Raw genomic sequence first — 13896 nt, forward strand, 5'->3', positions numbered from 1 at the left:
GGGCGCCGACGGATTCTTCATCCGCGTGGCTGGCGTATCATGTCGGCTGTTTCGCAATGGTGCCCCGATGAAATTCGTAATCGCCCTGTTCGCCCCGCCCCATTCACCGGCCGCGCGTCGCGCGCTGCGCTTCGCCGAAGCCGCGCTGGCGGGCGGCCACGAGATCAGCCGCCTGTTCTTCTACCAGGACGGCGTGCACAGCGCCTCTGCAAATGTCGTAGCCGCACAGGATGAACTGGACGTCGCCGCGCAATGGAACCGCTTCGTCACCGCCAATCAGCTGGACGGCGTGGTCTGCATTGCCGCCGGCCTGCGTCGCGGCGTACTGGATGCCGGCGAGGCGCAGCGCTACCAGCGACCCGCGGCAAACCTTGCCGCGGGTTGGGAGCTATCCGGGCTGGGCCAGCTGCATGAAGCGGCGCAACAGGCTGATCGTCTCGTCTGCTTTGGAGGCCAATGATGGCGCGTTCCATGCTTATCATCAGTCGTCAGGCGCCTTGGGCCGGCCCCTCTGCCCGTGAGGCACTGGACATCGTGTTGGCCGGCGGCGCCTTCGAACTGCCGCTAGGGCTGCTGTTTCTCGATGACGGCGTGTTTCAGCTCGCCGCCTCACAGCAGGCCGCATCGCTCGAGCAGAAAGACCTGACCGCGAATCTGCAGGCGCTGCCATTGTTCGGCATCGACAACCTGTTTGCCGCACGCCGCAGTTTGGCCGAGCGCAACCTGGATGAAGCCGCTCTGGCGCTACCGGTCGAAATCCTCGACGACAGCGGCCTGAGCAACCTGATCAACCGCTACGACCATGTGATCACGATCTGATGGCGACTCTGCATATGCTTTCCCATTCGCCCTTCAGCGACAGCCGCTTCAGCAGCTGTCTGCCGCTGCTAGGCGACACCGACGCCCTGCTGCTGAGCGGTGACGCAACCTACGCCCTGACGGCCGGAAGCAAGCCCGCGACCGCGCTGGAGCGGCTATCCGAGCAGGTCGCCGTGTTCGCTCTGGCGGAAGACGTGCAGGCCCGCGCGATCACCGCCCTGCCGCCCCGAGTCCAGTTGCTGGACTACGCCGGTTTCGTCGAGCTGACCTGCCGTTACGAACGGGTCAACAGCTGGTTATGAGCAGTCTGGTCGTAGATGGGCGTGAGATCGCGCTGGACAAGGACGGCTTTCTGGTCGATCTGGCTGATTGGAACGAAGCCGTTGCCGAGGCCCTGGCGGCACGGGAAGAGCTGGAACTGGAAGACGAACACCGCGAAGTGCTTCGGCTGCTGCGCGAGTTCTACGCCGAATTCCAGCTGTCGCCGGCTACGCGCCCATTGATCAAGTACACCACGCTCAAGCTGGGGCCTGAAAAGGGCAACAGCATGCACCTCAACCGCCTGTTCAAGGGCACCCCCGCCAAACTAGCCGCCAAGCTGGCCGGGCTGCCAAAACCGAGCAACTGCCTATGAGCCTCGTAACGCCTGCAGAACATCCTTTCGCCGCCTTCGTGCGCATTCTCGGCAAAGGCAAGCGTGGCGCCCGCGATCTGACACGCGAAGAAGCCCGCGAAGCCATGGGCATGCTGCTCGACGGCAAGGTCGAGGACGCTCAGCTGGGCGCCTTCCTCATGTTGCTGCGGCACAAGGAAGAAAGTGCCGAAGAGCTGGCGGGATTCACCGAGGCCGTACGCGAGCGCGTGAAGGCGCCGGAGATCAGCGTAGACATTGACTGGCCCAGCTATGCCGGCAAGAAGCGTCACCTGCCCTGGTATCTCTTGGCAGCCAAATGCCTGGCGGCGAATGGCGTGCGCATCCTCATGCATGGTGGCGGCACCCACACCGCTGGGCGCACCTATACCGAACAGCAGCTTGAGCTGCTGGGCATTCGTCGCTGCGAGAACTGGCAACAGGTCGGCGCTGCACTGGACCAGAGCAATCTCGCGTTCATTCCCCTGGGAGCCTGGATGCCGGTGCTGCAGCGCATGATCGACATGCGCAACCTGCTCGGCCTGCGTTCACCGGTTCACTCGCTGGCACGCCTGCTCAACCCGTTGGGCGCACGCTGCGGCCTGCAGAGCATCTTCCACCCCGGCTATCAGGATGCCCATCGCCAGGCCAGCACCCTGCTCGGCGACCACGCCATCGTCATCAAGGGCGAAGGCGGCGAGATCGAGATGAACCCGGACAACATCTCCCACCTCTACGGCACCACTGGCGGCACGCCGTGGGATGAGGAATGGCCGGCGCTGTCCGAGCGGCGCCACGTGAAGCCCGCACAGCTCGACCCGCAGCAGCTGCTTGCCGTCTGGGCTGGCGAGCAGGAGGATGCCTACGGTGAACTCGCCGTGATCGCCACCATGGCCCTTGCCCTGCGAGGGCTTGGCGCGACCCGGGACGCGGCTTTCGAGCAAGCGCGAAGCTACTGGCAGGCCCGTCATTCATCGATTTAGACGATAGGATTAACCCGCCATTCGGTCACATCGATCGAACGATACTTCCTAGACTGCCTCCTATGCCGTAACAGGAGGGCACCATGGGATTACTGATCGATGGCCAGTGGCACGACCGCTGGTATGCAAGCCGCGACGGCAAATTCGAACGCGAACAGGCCAAGCGCCGGCACTGGGTCACGCCCGACGGCGCGCCTGGGCCTGACGGCCAGAGTGGTTCCAAGGCCGAGGCCGGTCGCTACCATCTCTATGTTTCACTCGCCTGTCCGTGGGCGCACCGCACACTGATTTACCGCAAGCTCAAGGGGCTCGAGCCGCTGATCGACGTCTCGGTGGTCAGCTGGCTGATGGCCGAGCACGGCTGGACCTTCGACAAGCCCACCGGCTCCAGCGGCGACGCGCTGGACGACTTCGACTACCTCCATCAGCGCTACACCCGTGACGACCCCAAGTACTCGGGCCGGGTCACCGTTCCCGTTCTGTGGGATCGCGAGCGCCAGTGCATCGTCAACAACGAGTCGGCCGAGATCATCCGCATTTTCAATGACGCTTTCGACGAGCTGACCGGCTCTACGCTGGATTTCTACCCGGAGGCGCTGCATGGTGAAATCGATGCGCTAAACGCGCGGATTTACCCGGCGATCAACAACGGGGTCTATCGCGCAGGTTTCGCCACCACGCAGGAGGCCTACGAAGAGGCATTCGACGAGTTGTTCCGTGAGCTCGACTGGCTGGAGCGACGCCTGGGCAAGCAGCGCTACCTGACCGGGGAATATCTGACGGAAGCCGACTGGCGCCTGTTCACCACCGTCATCCGCTTCGATGCGGTGTACCACGGCCACTTCAAGTGCAACCTGCGCTGTATAGAGGACTATCCGAACCTGTCGAACTGGCTGCGCGAGCTGTACCAGTGGCCGGGAATTGCCGAGACGGTGGATTTCACCCACATCAAGAATCACTACTACACCAGCCATCGGCAGATCAACGCGAATGGCATCGTGCCGAAAGGCCCGCTTCTTGGACTGGATCGACCACATGATCGCGAGCGTCTGCGAGGAAACGGCATCTGGGTGAGATCGGAGCACAGCTAGCCTGAAACTCACACGATCGCCCCCAGGGGCCATGCTCTTACAAAACACCGGGGCCTCTGGGAAGGTAGGCGCCCGCGGCGATGCAGCCATATCCAATGGCTGCCTGACCCGGTGGCTCAGTTATCCAGCCGTACCATGCTCGAGCATATGGCACATGGCGGTCTTCAGCTTCATCGGTCGCACTGGCTTGTGCATCAGCATATGGCCCAGTTCGCGCACCTGCTGCTTGAGTTCGTTGCTGTAGTTGGCCGTGATCATCAGCGCCGGTAGTGGGCTGGCGCGGCGTGCGTTGACGGTGGCGACGACATCGATGCCGGTGTGGCCATTGTCCAGGTGGTAGTCGGCGATCATCAGGTCGGCCTCGGCATGGAAGTTGTCTACCTGCCGCGCCAGGTCCTCCTCGGACAGCGCCGTGATCACCTTGCAGCCCCAACCTTCCAGCAGCGTGCGCATGCCGGCACAGATCGCCGTGTCGTTATCCAGCACCCAGACCCGCGCACCCTGCAACCGCTGCAGCACCAGCTCCGTTGTGCTTGGCTCAGGCCGCGCCTTGGGTGCGCGCTTGGCCAGCGGCACGTCGATGGCGAAACACGAGCCGCGCCCCGGCTGTGAGCTGACCCGGATGCGATGGCCCAGCATGCGCGCGATCTTCTCGACGATGGCCAAACCCAGACCGAGGCCGCGATCCTGGTTGGGACGCACGCCCTCGCCGCGCTTGAACTCCTGAAAGATTTCCTCGAGCTTGTCCGAGGCGATGCCGACGCCGGTATCCCAGACTTCGATGGACAGGCTCTGTCGATGGCGGCGACAGCCCAGCAGTACGCGTCCTTTGGGTGTGTAGCGAATCGCGTTGGTCAGCAGATTGCGCAGGATGCGTGCCAGCAGCTGGATATCGCTGCGTACCAGTGCCGAACAAGAAATGAAGTCCAGCTGCAACTGTTCGGCCCCGGCGATCTGGCGGAACTCCATGGCCAGGTTTTCCAGCAGCTCACTGACGGCGAACGGGGCAATATCCGGCTTGATCACGCCGGCATCCAGCTTGGAAATATCGACCAAGGTGCCGAGCAGGTTTTCCACATCTTCCAGCGAATTGCTGATGTTGCGGATCAGCCCACCGTTGGGCGTACCCGGTTGTTCGAGCAAGGCACTGGTGAACAGCCGCGCGGCGTTGAGCGGCTGCAGCAGGTCATGACTGACCGCAGCGAGAAATTTGGTCTTGGACAGGTTGGCCACTTCCGCCTCGCGTTTGGCTTCACGCAAACGCGCCTCGACATGGCTGCGCTCGTCGATCTCACGCAGCAGCTGATCGTTGAGGCTGGTCAGCTCGGCGGTGCGCTCACGCACGCGCTGTTCGAGATTCTGATAGGCCTGGTGCAGCGCCTCGGCGGTACGGCGGCGATCGGTGATGTCCTGGATCAGCACGAAAATGCCGGCCACTTCGCCATTGGCCTGTCGGTTCGGCACATAGGAGCGCAGCATGTAGCGCTGTTGGCCGGCATGGTTGCGCTCGGCCATCTCGAAGCTGACGCTCTCGCCCGACAGTGCACGATCGATGTAGGTCTCCAGTTGCCGCCAATGCTCGCCGCTGTGCACTTCGCGCAACGACTGGCCAAGCATGCCGTCGCTGGGCCAGCGATACCATTCCTCGTAGACCTTGTTGGTGAACTCGTAGGTGAGATCGGCCGAGACATAGGCGATCAGCGCCGGCACGTGGTCGGTGATCAGGCGAATCCAGCGCTCGCTCTCGCGCAGCGCCTCGGCATGGCGGTAGCGCTCGGTGATATCGGTGAACGTATTGACGAAGCCGCCAGTAGGCAGCGCATGGGTGCGAATTTCCAGCACGCGGCCGTCGAACAGGCGCTGCTCCAACTCACGAATCGGCCGGCCGCGGGCATCGCGGCTGTTGGGCGTGAGCAGGGTCAGCTCGCTGTCGGCCATGACCTCCTCGAACGGTCGATGCGCCTCGATCGGCGCCAGTCCGCAGAGTTCGAGAAAACGCCGGTTCCACAACTCCAGCGCACCCTCGGCGCTGACCATCGCCACGCCCTGGGACAGGTTGTCCACCGCACGCTGCAGCAGTCGGGACTTTTGCGCCAATGCCTGTTCGCGGCGCATGGTTTCGCTGACTTTCACCTCGGTGATGTCGGTGTAGAGAATCACCAGCCCGCCTTCACGGGTCGGTCGCTCGCTGACCTGCACCCAACGGCCGTTGTTCAGTCGATACACCGTGGGCTCATCGCCCTTGCCGCGGTGTTCCTCGACGATCAGCCCGGTGCTTTCCGCCAGCCGCCGCACTTCTGCCAGCCGCGTGCCGGCGTTGATGCGTGCGCGCGTGCGCGTCCATAGCGACTTGAAGCGGCGGTTGAACAGGACGATGCGCTGGTCGCGGTCGAACAGCACGAAGGCGTCGGAGATGCTTTCGATGGCGTCGACCAAGTGCTGATGCGCCGTTTCCGCGCGCAACCGCGCATCGCTGAGCAGCTGGTTGCTACCTTTGAGTTCGGCCATCGCCTGATTCAAGGCATCAGTGCGTTCGCGAACCTGCTCGGCCAGTTCCACCGAGTGCTGGAAAGCGGCGTAGGAGGCGTCGCGGCCGGCACCGCTGGATTCCACGCGTTCGATCAGCGCGGCGTTGATGCGCTTGAGCTTGAGGTTTTCGCGCTCGAGTTCGGCCTGGCGCGCCAGCAGCTCAGCGACCTGCCCGGCCTCCGGGTCGGCCAATGGCGACACCGGTGAAGGTCTGGTTGATGTGCATGCCATTGAACTGCTCTCCGTAGGTGTTGAAGCCGATCACCTGCTGGCGTCGGAGAAAAGCCGAGGTCTGTTCGCTGGTGTCGTTGCCTTCGATTTCCAGCCGTCGCAGAAAGCAGTCGCAACCAATGGTCAACAGCGGCGGCCCGAGGCGCTGTTTCAGTCGCTCGAACAGGGCTTCGAGATTCGGCATCAGCGGACCGGGTTCCATGGCGGTGAGCACGATGCCGTTCTCCACCGCGCAATAGAAGGTCAGGCTCAGGTCCTCGTTGACCTTCTGGATCGAGCGCACGTAGTAATGCTCGTTGATACGCACCGCCAGCGGGTGGGCCGCGAACAGGCGGTGATCGAGATCGCTGACCGGCACGCCGATCAGCCGTGCGTATTCCTCCGCGGCCGGCTCGGCATTCAGTTCGTAGACCCGCCGGCTGTTGCTGTCGGCGCGGGTCACCACCAGTTTGTCTTCGAGCGGCAGGATGTGATGGGTGGTAAAGACTTCGAAATCCAGCCAGGTGTTGATCAGCACCACGATCGCCGCGCCGCTGTAGAAACGACCGTCGTAATAGACGTAGGTATCGCTGAGATGATTGTCGTCGCCGGCCGAACCACCGAAGTGCGGAATACTGCCGAACGCGGCGCTGAGCGCGGACAACACGATCTCCTCACGACTGGACAGCCCGTCGAGCAGCGTCAGCGCAAAGCTGTGGTCCTTGATCGGCGCCAGCGAGTTGCTGCGGCAGTCGCTGCCCAGGCGCTCGACCAGTTGCTGCGCCTCGATCAGGCTGAAGCGGTCCATCTCGTCGATCAGCTCGCAGGCGATGGAAAAGCTGCGATGGTCGAAGCCGACCGCCGTCACGCAGCTACGCCCATAGCCCTGGGAGGTGATCTCGCCCGCCGAGGTGCAACCGACCAGACGCACGCCACCGAAGTATTGGCGCAACGCATCGCCCAGCGCCGGCAGGTCATATTCAGCCGAACAGAAGAACAGCACGAAGCCCAGATGCGGGTGCATCAGTTGGCGTGCCAGGTCCTGTGCCACCGTTTCGGGTAGCCGGGCGTCGGACATCGCCGTGCGTATTACCTCGCCTTGTTCATCAGTCACGCACGGCACCCCGCACCACTCGAATCGGATGACCCCATTCTTGGGCAGGGCATATGGGACGAAAATGCTACTTGAGTACCGGTAAAGGCCTGCCTAGGTAGCATCGCGACGAAACAACGCATTGCTGCGATGCCAATGCAGCTGAAGTGTCCGCAACGTCGACTCCCACCCGCTGCACTGCGAAGCAAAGCGCCTTCGTCCCGACCAGGCCTGGCCTCGACGCACGCTGGACGTCCGGTTCAGTGATGCGCAGATGCAGAAAGGCCGGCCCCTCACGGGTGCCGGCCTTGCTCTTGGCAGCGTAGCGAATCGTCACTGCGTACAGGGCGTGGGTTACGCTCGACGTACAGCCCACTGCCAGTGCAGCGGATGGAGCGACCTACGGTTCGACGTCCATCCGCGCCCTGCTGATCGTGTCGCTTAGAAACTCAGCGCCGCACCCACTGCGAAGGTGCGGGTTTCTTCGTCCAGCGCCGGGCTGTCCTTGCCTTCGATCTCGAACTGGTTCAGCTCGGCGACCAGGGTCAGGTTGTCGTTGATGCTGTGGAATAGGGCGATACCGCGGGTCTCGTAATCAGCCTCACCACCCAGACCGTTGCCGTCATCCTTGGTCTGGCCATAGGACAGCGCGACACGGTTCTTGCCGAAGCGGTAGGAGCCCTGCAGCAGGTAGCCGTCGCTGTCCACTTCACGCAGCAGCGCTTCGCCAGCGTTGTTGGTGAAGAAGGGGTTGATGCCTTCGGCCTGGAAGCCCGAGGCGGTCAGCGACAGGTTGCCCATCTTGGCCTGCACACCGTAACCCAAGCCCTTGGAATCGACCTTGTCGATGCTGCTGTCGGTATTGTCCGAGCTCTGCTGCATGCCGTTGATCCAGGTGTAGAACTGGGTGCCGCCCATCTCGAACTCGTAGGTGATCTCGGTTTCGAAGCGCGGCGCTTCCTGGTAGGCCTTGTCCAGAGTGGACGAGGTATCCTCGGTGGTATCCACCGGATCCATGATGCCGGCAGCGATGCGCAGGCCGCTCATCTTCGGCGAACGGTAGGTGATCTGCGAGGTCGGGAACGGATACGGGTAGCCGGTACCGATGTTGCCGAAGGAGACGCCGCCGCCATCGACCAGCCCCAGGGTGTCGCTGACCTGACCGTAACCGCTGAGCATCTCGTCGAGCAGGATGTTGGAGCGGCCGAACAGGCCGAAATCCTTACCGAACAGCACTTCGCCCCACTGCTCATTCGCCGCGGTGGCATAGAACTGACGCACGTCGATACCGGTCTCGGTGCCGTTGGTATCGCTGTCGTTGATGGTCACCCAGAACGAGGAGCGGCCGCCCAGCTTGAGATCGCCGACCTGCTTGCCGAAGTTAAAACCGATCCAGTTGGGCAGGAAGCCCATCTTCACCCGCGACTGCTTGCGATCGAATTGCTCGCCGGCACGCTCGACGTCGCTGTGGACGTAGAAGGTGTTGAAGTAACCATCGGTGGAAAAGGTGGTGTCGTCCTGATCGTAAAGCACGATTTCGGCGACGGCCGACTGGCTTACGGTCATGGCGACGGCACTGGCCAGAACCAGTGGCAACAGGGTTGATACGGCTTTCTTGTTGTTGTGCATGGCGCTCTCCGCGGTTTTGACGACAAGCAGTCGTGACGGGAGCGATTATCGAAAGGCCATCCAAGAGCACATACGCTGCGATGGCGGCGAAAGGCTAGTACTTTCGCCCGGGGTGCCGTCTTGCACGCAAAGCATCTCATCCGAGCGCAAGATGCCCGAGGCTTAGGTCGTACACCCAAAGCAGTGCGCCACCATACTCCCGGCACAGGCGTCGACAATCCGCCGTAACGGCTGGCCGCCGAGCAGCGTTGTAGGGGGTTGAATGAGCGTGATGTGGGACGCGGAAGCGCCAGTCAGCAAGAATGCCAACGCGAGTCGGGCGCTTCGGCATTGGCGACCACATGCCAGCCGCCTTCGGCATCGCGCAGCGCCTGTAGCTGAGTACGGATGGCCCGGGCATCGAGGTTGGCCGACGCGGCAGCCACCGCCTCGGGGTGGTCGCCATCGAAGCCGGCCAGGTGCGCCTGCCATAGCGACTCGCCGCGGCGGCGCAGGTCGCCGTCGTGGTTGCCGATCTCGGTGTCCGCCGCAGCGACTTCAACCAGCGTACCGGCAAAGCCGTCGAGGAAGGTTTCGATATGGTCAAGAATCTCGCCGGCCGATGCGCTGGGAGACTGCACCGCGAAAACGATGCCCGGACACTCGCCGAACTGACGATAGCCACAGAACACCGCATAGCCGAGCTGCAGTTCGCTGCGCAGTCGACGGAAGAACGCGCCTTCCATCAATCGCGCCAGGCGCCGCCAGCTCGCCTCGATGATGGCTGTCCGGACCGGTAGCGGACAGAACAGCACCAACGCGGTTTCCACGCCAGACTCACCAAAGCGCGACCAGCAATAACGCGGCTTGCTTTCGTGGTGAGGCTCGGCACCGGGCACGGCAAGCCCCGGCAACCTAGCCAGTACCGTCTGCAGCGGGCCACTCAGATGCCGAGGTAGCCCCACCGCCAATGCATCCCAATGGGACTGTTGCCAGGCTTGATCGAGCGCGCATTGCTCCAGCGACGCATCACCGTCTCGTGCAGCTCCTGCGAGCACCAGCGGCAGACGGCGCAACATCTGCCGAATCAGCATCTCGTCGGCGCTGGACGTCGCGGCCTCGTTGCACAGGCGCCGTCCTTCTTCGCAAGCTGCCGGCGGCGGCGCTTTGATGAGGTCGACAAGGTCACGAAGAATCAGCGGCAGCGCTTCGGCATAACCGAACAGCGTCAGGCACCAGTTGCGCCCATGGTCATCGAAGCGCAGCTCGACGCCGGCTTGCGCCGCAGCGAGGGTATGCCTGCGCAGCGCGGCGTGCAGCGTGTGCCAGAGCCCTGTCGGTGGTTGCCCCGCGGCAAACCGCCAGCGCAGGTAGAGCGCGCCCTGCCCTGCAGCATCGGCCTGTTCGAGCCAGCGCAGAGTTGGCATCTGTAACGGCGCCACACCCGGCTGCATGCGCTCACTGAGCCAACGATTGCGTTCGGGCAGGCGCCATTGCCATCCAGTCCTGGCTGACGGCGGCAACTGCTCGGCGACCAGGTCCAGCGTGAACCCAGCCTTTACCGGCTCGATGCGCTTGGACCGAACGGCACTTACGGCGTCCACCGTCAGTACGATCGGCTTGCTCGCGTGAAGCTGCGCACCCAGCATCTCGAGCGCCTGCTGCACACGATTCGCATCGATCGATGGCGTCCAGGCAGCCGGGTCAATCCAGTAGCGCAGCAGGGCTAGTGGCTCCTTGCCCATCCGCCCACGCCGCCGGATCTGCACATATTCGTCCCATAGCTCGGACCAGGCTGCCTGCGTGCACATGAAATGCAGCCAGTCGCGCAGCGCCGCAACGATCTGCGCGCGCTCCGCCATGCCGCGCTCGGTCAACTGCACCTCGAAGACGGCCACACCCTGCCCGTCATGCCAGTACGGCACGCGCAACGAGACGGCATCACACCAGTGGGCGTCGCTGAGGGCTTGGAAAAGACTCCCGTCGGCTTGCGAACTCAAGCATGAGCCGAGCACATCCAGCGCCACACAGGCTTCATTCGGCAACCCATCGAGGGCGAAGGCGATATCCAGATACGGCCGCGCGCCATCGACGCTCAGACGCAAGGTGGCGCCATCGTCGGCGTGCAGTGGCTGTATCGGTCTTGCGACGTTCGGTGCGACCGATAGCTGGCATTCGTCGCTTTGCAGCAATTCCAGCACCTGCTCAAGGCTGCCGGACGCGGCGACCAGCAGCTCCATCTGCCCGGTTCGATAGAAGCGCTGGTGATAGCCGGTCAGCGCTTTCTGGAACTCTGGCGCCTCTACCGGCAGCGTTTCGCGATTGCCCGCGTGAAACGCTGAAAATGGATGCGCACAGCTCAGCGCCGTACCGATCGCGGCGTCGCACAGGGTCTCCCGGTCCCGCCCGCGGGCCAGGAATTCAGCCTGCAACACCTCGCGCTCGCGCAACTGCGCCGCCGGGTCGAGCAGAGGCCGAGCGAGCATGTCGAGCAGGCGCTTGAGCGCCTCGCCGAAGGCAGCGCCAGGCACCTGGAAGAAGAAATCGGTATGACGCTCACGGGTCGAAGCGTTCAATTGCCCGGCACAACCCTGCACGAACGGCATCAGGCTCTGGGTCGGCGCATAGGCCAGGCTACCCAGGAACAGCAGGTGTTCGAGAAAATGCGCGAGCCCTGGGTATTCGCCCGGCGCATCGTGTGCGCCGGCGTTCACGCGAACGAGGGCTGCTGCCTGGTTGCCCGCTGGCAGCTGGATAAAGCCCAGCCGCAGGCCATTGGGCAGGACGTGCCACTGCGGCAACACGGCAGGCGGAACGCTGTCTGGCGTCATGGATTGATTTCCCCTTGCCGGACAGCTGTGCGCATGGTTCAGGTATCCAGCTGACCAGCCAGGAACTGGCGCAGACGGCGCTGCATCAGCTTGCCGGAACTGCCGAGGCAGGCGATCGGGGTACCCGCCAGCGCTTCACGGCCCAGCTCCGCCGCCTCGCCGGCCAGGGCCAGGGGGCAATCGAGCGCGAGGGACAGCTTGTTGAGCTGACGCAACTGCGTCTCGCCATGCGGAACATTGGAATACAGCACCAGCCCCTGCGGCTTCATCTTGTCGCAGACCAGCGCGAGTTCTTCCAGCGGCTGCCCGATCGGCAACACACTGACGGCCAGGCTGTCGCCACTGAGCATCAGGCCTGCCACGAGCAATTCAAGTTCGCGGCACTGCCCCGGCATCGCGGCGAGCAGTATGCGCTCACCAGCCGGCATCCGGGCTAGCTGCAATCGCTGGAGCACCCGGGCGCGGATAAAGGCATCGAGAAACAGCCACTCGCTGGTGCCGCCGAATTCATCCTGGCGCAGCAGCAGTTCCTGCCACACCGGCAGCAGGACATCCTGAAAAACCACCGCCAGCGGATAGGTGGAGAAGATCTGGCCGTAGAGTTGCTCCAGGCGCACTTCGTCGAAGCCGTTGACCGCATCACGCAGTTGCCCCTGCCACTCGTTCCACTCGCCACTTGGCGTTGCGATCGGTTCCTCTGCCTCGCGGGTCGCTGCGCTGCGCGCCAGGATGCTGCCTACCTTGCTTACCGCCACGCCGCGCTCGGTCCAGGAAAGAATGCTGCGAACCGCCTCCACGTCGGCCATCGAGTACAGGCGATGACCGCTCTCGGTCCGCGTCGGCCGGATCAGACCATAGCGGCGCTCCCATGCCCGCAGGGTCACCGGGTTGACCCCGGTCAGGCGGGAAACTTCACGGATAGGGAATAGATCCTGCTGCTCGAAGGCGCTCGAGGCCAGGTTCGAAGCGCCGGAAGAATCGTTCATGGGGCGGCTCGCTGGATAAGAATGCCGAGATTGTAACCCAGCGTTTCGCAGCATACCCTCTACAAACGTTGTACAAACACAAGGCACGATGGAATGGCGCCTGATTGCCGCTGACGTCGATCGTGCCTGCCCACTGCGTGCCCGAGCGGCTCGCTGGCTGGAGCGCAGCGCCGATCCGACACGGCTGCGCCTGGTGGATATCAGCGCTGACGACTTCGATCCCGCTGGGCTCGGCCGAATCTAACGCAGCTCCTGGTTGACCGGTGTAAACGCCACCTACTGGAACCGGCGTCTGGCGGACCACGGTCGCTGGGCGCACCACTCGGCTGGCGTCCGTTGCGACCGCCGCTGTCGCTCGGTTACCAGCTGTTCGACGGGCTGCCGCATTCCGCCATCGATGCAGCAGCACTCCCCTCCACGTAACAGCGCCCGACGCCCAAAAAGGTACCTGATCGATGAGGGCACTCTGGCCAACCGCCCGTTCATGAGCAAGTTCGGCGTCGAGGCGGGACGGCTCACCTTGTTCTTCCGCAAACGCAACGAATGAGCTGGTGGCACTTGCAGGGCACCGAGTGGCCAAGTTGGCCTAGAATGTGCCGCATGCCCCTTCAGGATGTCGTGACATGATCAATGCCAAGCTGTTGCAACTGGTTATCGAAGCCTCCAACGATGGGATCGTGGTCGCCGAACAGGAAGGGGATGACAACATCCTGATCTACGCCAATCCGGCGTTCGAGCGCCTGACCGGCTACGCGGTGGACGACATCCTCTACCGCGACTGCCGCTTTCTGCAGGGCGAGGACCGTGACCAGCCGGCCCTGCAGGCCATCCGCGATGCAATCAAGAACAACCAGCCGTGCCGTCAGATCATCCGCAACTACCGCAAGGACGGCACGCCGTTCTGGAACGAGCTTTCCATCACGCCGGTATTCAACGAGGCCGATCAGCTGACCTATTTCATCGGTATCCAGAAGAACGTCACCGCCGAGGTCGAAGCCCTGCAGCGCGTCGAAGCGCTGGAAGCCGAGATTCGCGAACTGAAGGCGCAGCACGCGCAGAACTGAGCACGCCGCCCGGCCCGCATCCGGCGGGCCGTTGACCCACCGGGGCAGCAG

13 protein-coding genes and 1 pseudogene are annotated in these 13896 nt (G+C 63.4%); 9 read left to right on the forward strand and 5 right to left on the reverse strand.

All coding sequences use genetic code 11. The annotated features are described in order from the left end of the window. Positions 1-67 precede the first annotated feature (67 nt). The 6 genes from tusD to P5704_002825 all read left to right on the forward strand — a co-directional run bounded on the left by tusD (position 68) and on the right by P5704_002825 (position 3524). A complete protein-coding gene (tusD, locus tag P5704_002800) occupies positions 68-460 on the forward strand; it encodes a sulfurtransferase complex subunit TusD (GenBank protein ID WOF79450.1) in 393 nt (130 codons plus the stop codon). Beyond that, the gene (gene tusC / locus P5704_002805) at positions 460-819 is read left to right on the forward strand and encodes a sulfurtransferase complex subunit TusC (protein ID WOF81154.1); all 360 of its coding nucleotides are present in this window, start codon (positions 460-462) and stop codon (positions 817-819) included. Before tusD ends, tusC begins: the two co-directional genes overlap by 1 nt. Then, the gene (gene tusB, locus P5704_002810) at positions 819-1121 is read left to right on the forward strand and encodes a sulfurtransferase complex subunit TusB (GenBank protein WOF79451.1); all 303 of its coding nucleotides are present in this window, start codon (positions 819-821) and stop codon (positions 1119-1121) included. Before tusC ends, tusB begins: the two co-directional genes overlap by 1 nt. Beyond that, positions 1118-1453 carry a TusE/DsrC/DsvC family sulfur relay protein gene (locus P5704_002815; GenBank protein WOF79452.1) on the forward strand — a complete coding sequence of 112 codons (336 nt, stop codon included), beginning with the start codon at positions 1118-1120 and terminating at the stop codon, positions 1451-1453. Before tusB ends, P5704_002815 begins: the two co-directional genes overlap by 4 nt. Next, positions 1450-2433 carry a glycosyl transferase family protein gene (locus P5704_002820; protein WOF79453.1) on the forward strand — a complete coding sequence of 328 codons (984 nt, stop codon included), beginning with the start codon at positions 1450-1452 and terminating at the stop codon, positions 2431-2433. The genes P5704_002815 and P5704_002820 overlap by 4 nt, the downstream gene beginning before the upstream one ends. Before the next feature lie 83 nt (positions 2434-2516). Next, positions 2517-3524, forward strand: a complete 1008-nt coding sequence (locus P5704_002825; protein ID WOF79454.1) for a glutathione S-transferase family protein — start codon at positions 2517-2519, stop codon at positions 3522-3524. A 120-nt stretch (positions 3525-3644) separates the two neighbouring features. Here P5704_002825 and nahK read toward each other — a convergent pair whose 3' ends face one another. The 5 genes from nahK to P5704_002850 all read right to left on the reverse strand — a co-directional run bounded on the left by nahK (position 3645) and on the right by P5704_002850 (position 12781). Beyond that, a complete protein-coding gene (gene nahK / locus P5704_002830; GenBank protein ID WOF79455.1) occupies positions 3645-6284 on the reverse strand; it encodes a hybrid sensor histidine kinase/response regulator NahK/ErcS' in 2640 nt (879 codons plus the stop codon). Continuing rightward, a complete protein-coding gene (gene nosP / locus P5704_002835; protein ID WOF79456.1) occupies positions 6214-7377 on the reverse strand; it encodes a nitric oxide-sensing protein NosP in 1164 nt (387 codons plus the stop codon). Before nosP ends, nahK begins: the two co-directional genes overlap by 71 nt. 420 nt (positions 7378-7797) lie before the next feature. Next, positions 7798-8985: a porin gene (locus P5704_002840; protein WOF79457.1), complete on the reverse strand. Its 1188-nt coding sequence runs from the start codon at positions 8983-8985 to the stop codon at positions 7798-7800. Positions 8986-9278: 293 nt separating this feature from the next. Then, positions 9279-11795 carry a pyrroloquinoline quinone biosynthesis protein PqqF gene (gene pqqF / locus P5704_002845; GenBank protein WOF79458.1) on the reverse strand — a complete coding sequence of 839 codons (2517 nt, stop codon included), beginning with the start codon at positions 11793-11795 and terminating at the stop codon, positions 9279-9281. A gap of 38 nt (positions 11796-11833) precedes the next feature. Next, the gene (locus P5704_002850) at positions 11834-12781 is read right to left on the reverse strand and encodes a MerR family transcriptional regulator (GenBank protein ID WOF79459.1); all 948 of its coding nucleotides are present in this window, start codon (positions 12779-12781) and stop codon (positions 11834-11836) included. An 88-nt stretch (positions 12782-12869) separates the two neighbouring features. On the opposite strand from P5704_002850, the gene P5704_002855 reads away from it, so the two are divergent. The 3 genes and pseudogenes from P5704_002855 to P5704_002865 all read left to right on the forward strand — a co-directional run bounded on the left by P5704_002855 (position 12870) and on the right by P5704_002865 (position 13845). After that, a complete protein-coding gene (locus P5704_002855; protein WOF79460.1) occupies positions 12870-13025 on the forward strand; it encodes a hypothetical protein in 156 nt (51 codons plus the stop codon). A 201-nt stretch (positions 13026-13226) separates the two neighbouring features. After that, positions 13227-13328 (forward strand): annotated as a pseudogene (locus P5704_002860) (DUF3833 family protein). Positions 13329-13404: 76 nt separating this feature from the next. After that, a complete protein-coding gene (locus tag P5704_002865; GenBank protein WOF79461.1) occupies positions 13405-13845 on the forward strand; it encodes a PAS sensor domain-containing protein in 441 nt (146 codons plus the stop codon). Positions 13846-13896: the final 51 nt, after the last annotated feature.

The sequence above is a fragment of the Pseudomonas sp. FeN3W genome (genome assembly GCA_030263805.2).
GTDB classification, from domain to species: domain Bacteria; phylum Pseudomonadota; class Gammaproteobacteria; order Pseudomonadales; family Pseudomonadaceae; genus Stutzerimonas; species Stutzerimonas stutzeri_G.

Bases quoted from the DNA above. Each gene is read 5' to 3' on its own strand.
- tusD (WOF79450.1), top strand. From the start codon at position 68: ATGAAATTCGTAATCGCCCTGTTCGCCCCGCCCCATTCACCGGCCGCG.
- tusC (WOF81154.1), top strand. From the start codon at position 460: ATGGCGCGTTCCATGCTTATCATCAGTCGTCAGGCGCCTTGGGCCGGC.
- tusB (WOF79451.1), top strand. From the start codon at position 819: ATGGCGACTCTGCATATGCTTTCCCATTCGCCCTTCAGCGACAGCCGC.
- P5704_002815 (WOF79452.1), top strand. From the start codon at position 1,118: ATGAGCAGTCTGGTCGTAGATGGGCGTGAGATCGCGCTGGACAAGGAC.
- P5704_002820 (WOF79453.1), top strand. From the start codon at position 1,450: ATGAGCCTCGTAACGCCTGCAGAACATCCTTTCGCCGCCTTCGTGCGC.
- P5704_002825 (WOF79454.1), top strand. From the start codon at position 2,517: ATGGGATTACTGATCGATGGCCAGTGGCACGACCGCTGGTATGCAAGC.
- nahK (WOF79455.1), bottom strand. From the start codon at position 6,284: ATGGCATGCACATCAACCAGACCTTCACCGGTGTCGCCATTGGCCGAC.
- P5704_002840 (WOF79457.1), bottom strand. From the start codon at position 8,985: ATGCACAACAACAAGAAAGCCGTATCAACCCTGTTGCCACTGGTTCTG.
- pqqF (WOF79458.1), bottom strand. From the start codon at position 11,795: ATGACGCCAGACAGCGTTCCGCCTGCCGTGTTGCCGCAGTGGCACGTC.
- P5704_002850 (WOF79459.1), bottom strand. From the start codon at position 12,781: ATGAACGATTCTTCCGGCGCTTCGAACCTGGCCTCGAGCGCCTTCGAG.
- P5704_002855 (WOF79460.1), top strand. From the start codon at position 12,870: ATGGAATGGCGCCTGATTGCCGCTGACGTCGATCGTGCCTGCCCACTG.
- P5704_002865 (WOF79461.1), top strand. From the start codon at position 13,405: ATGATCAATGCCAAGCTGTTGCAACTGGTTATCGAAGCCTCCAACGAT.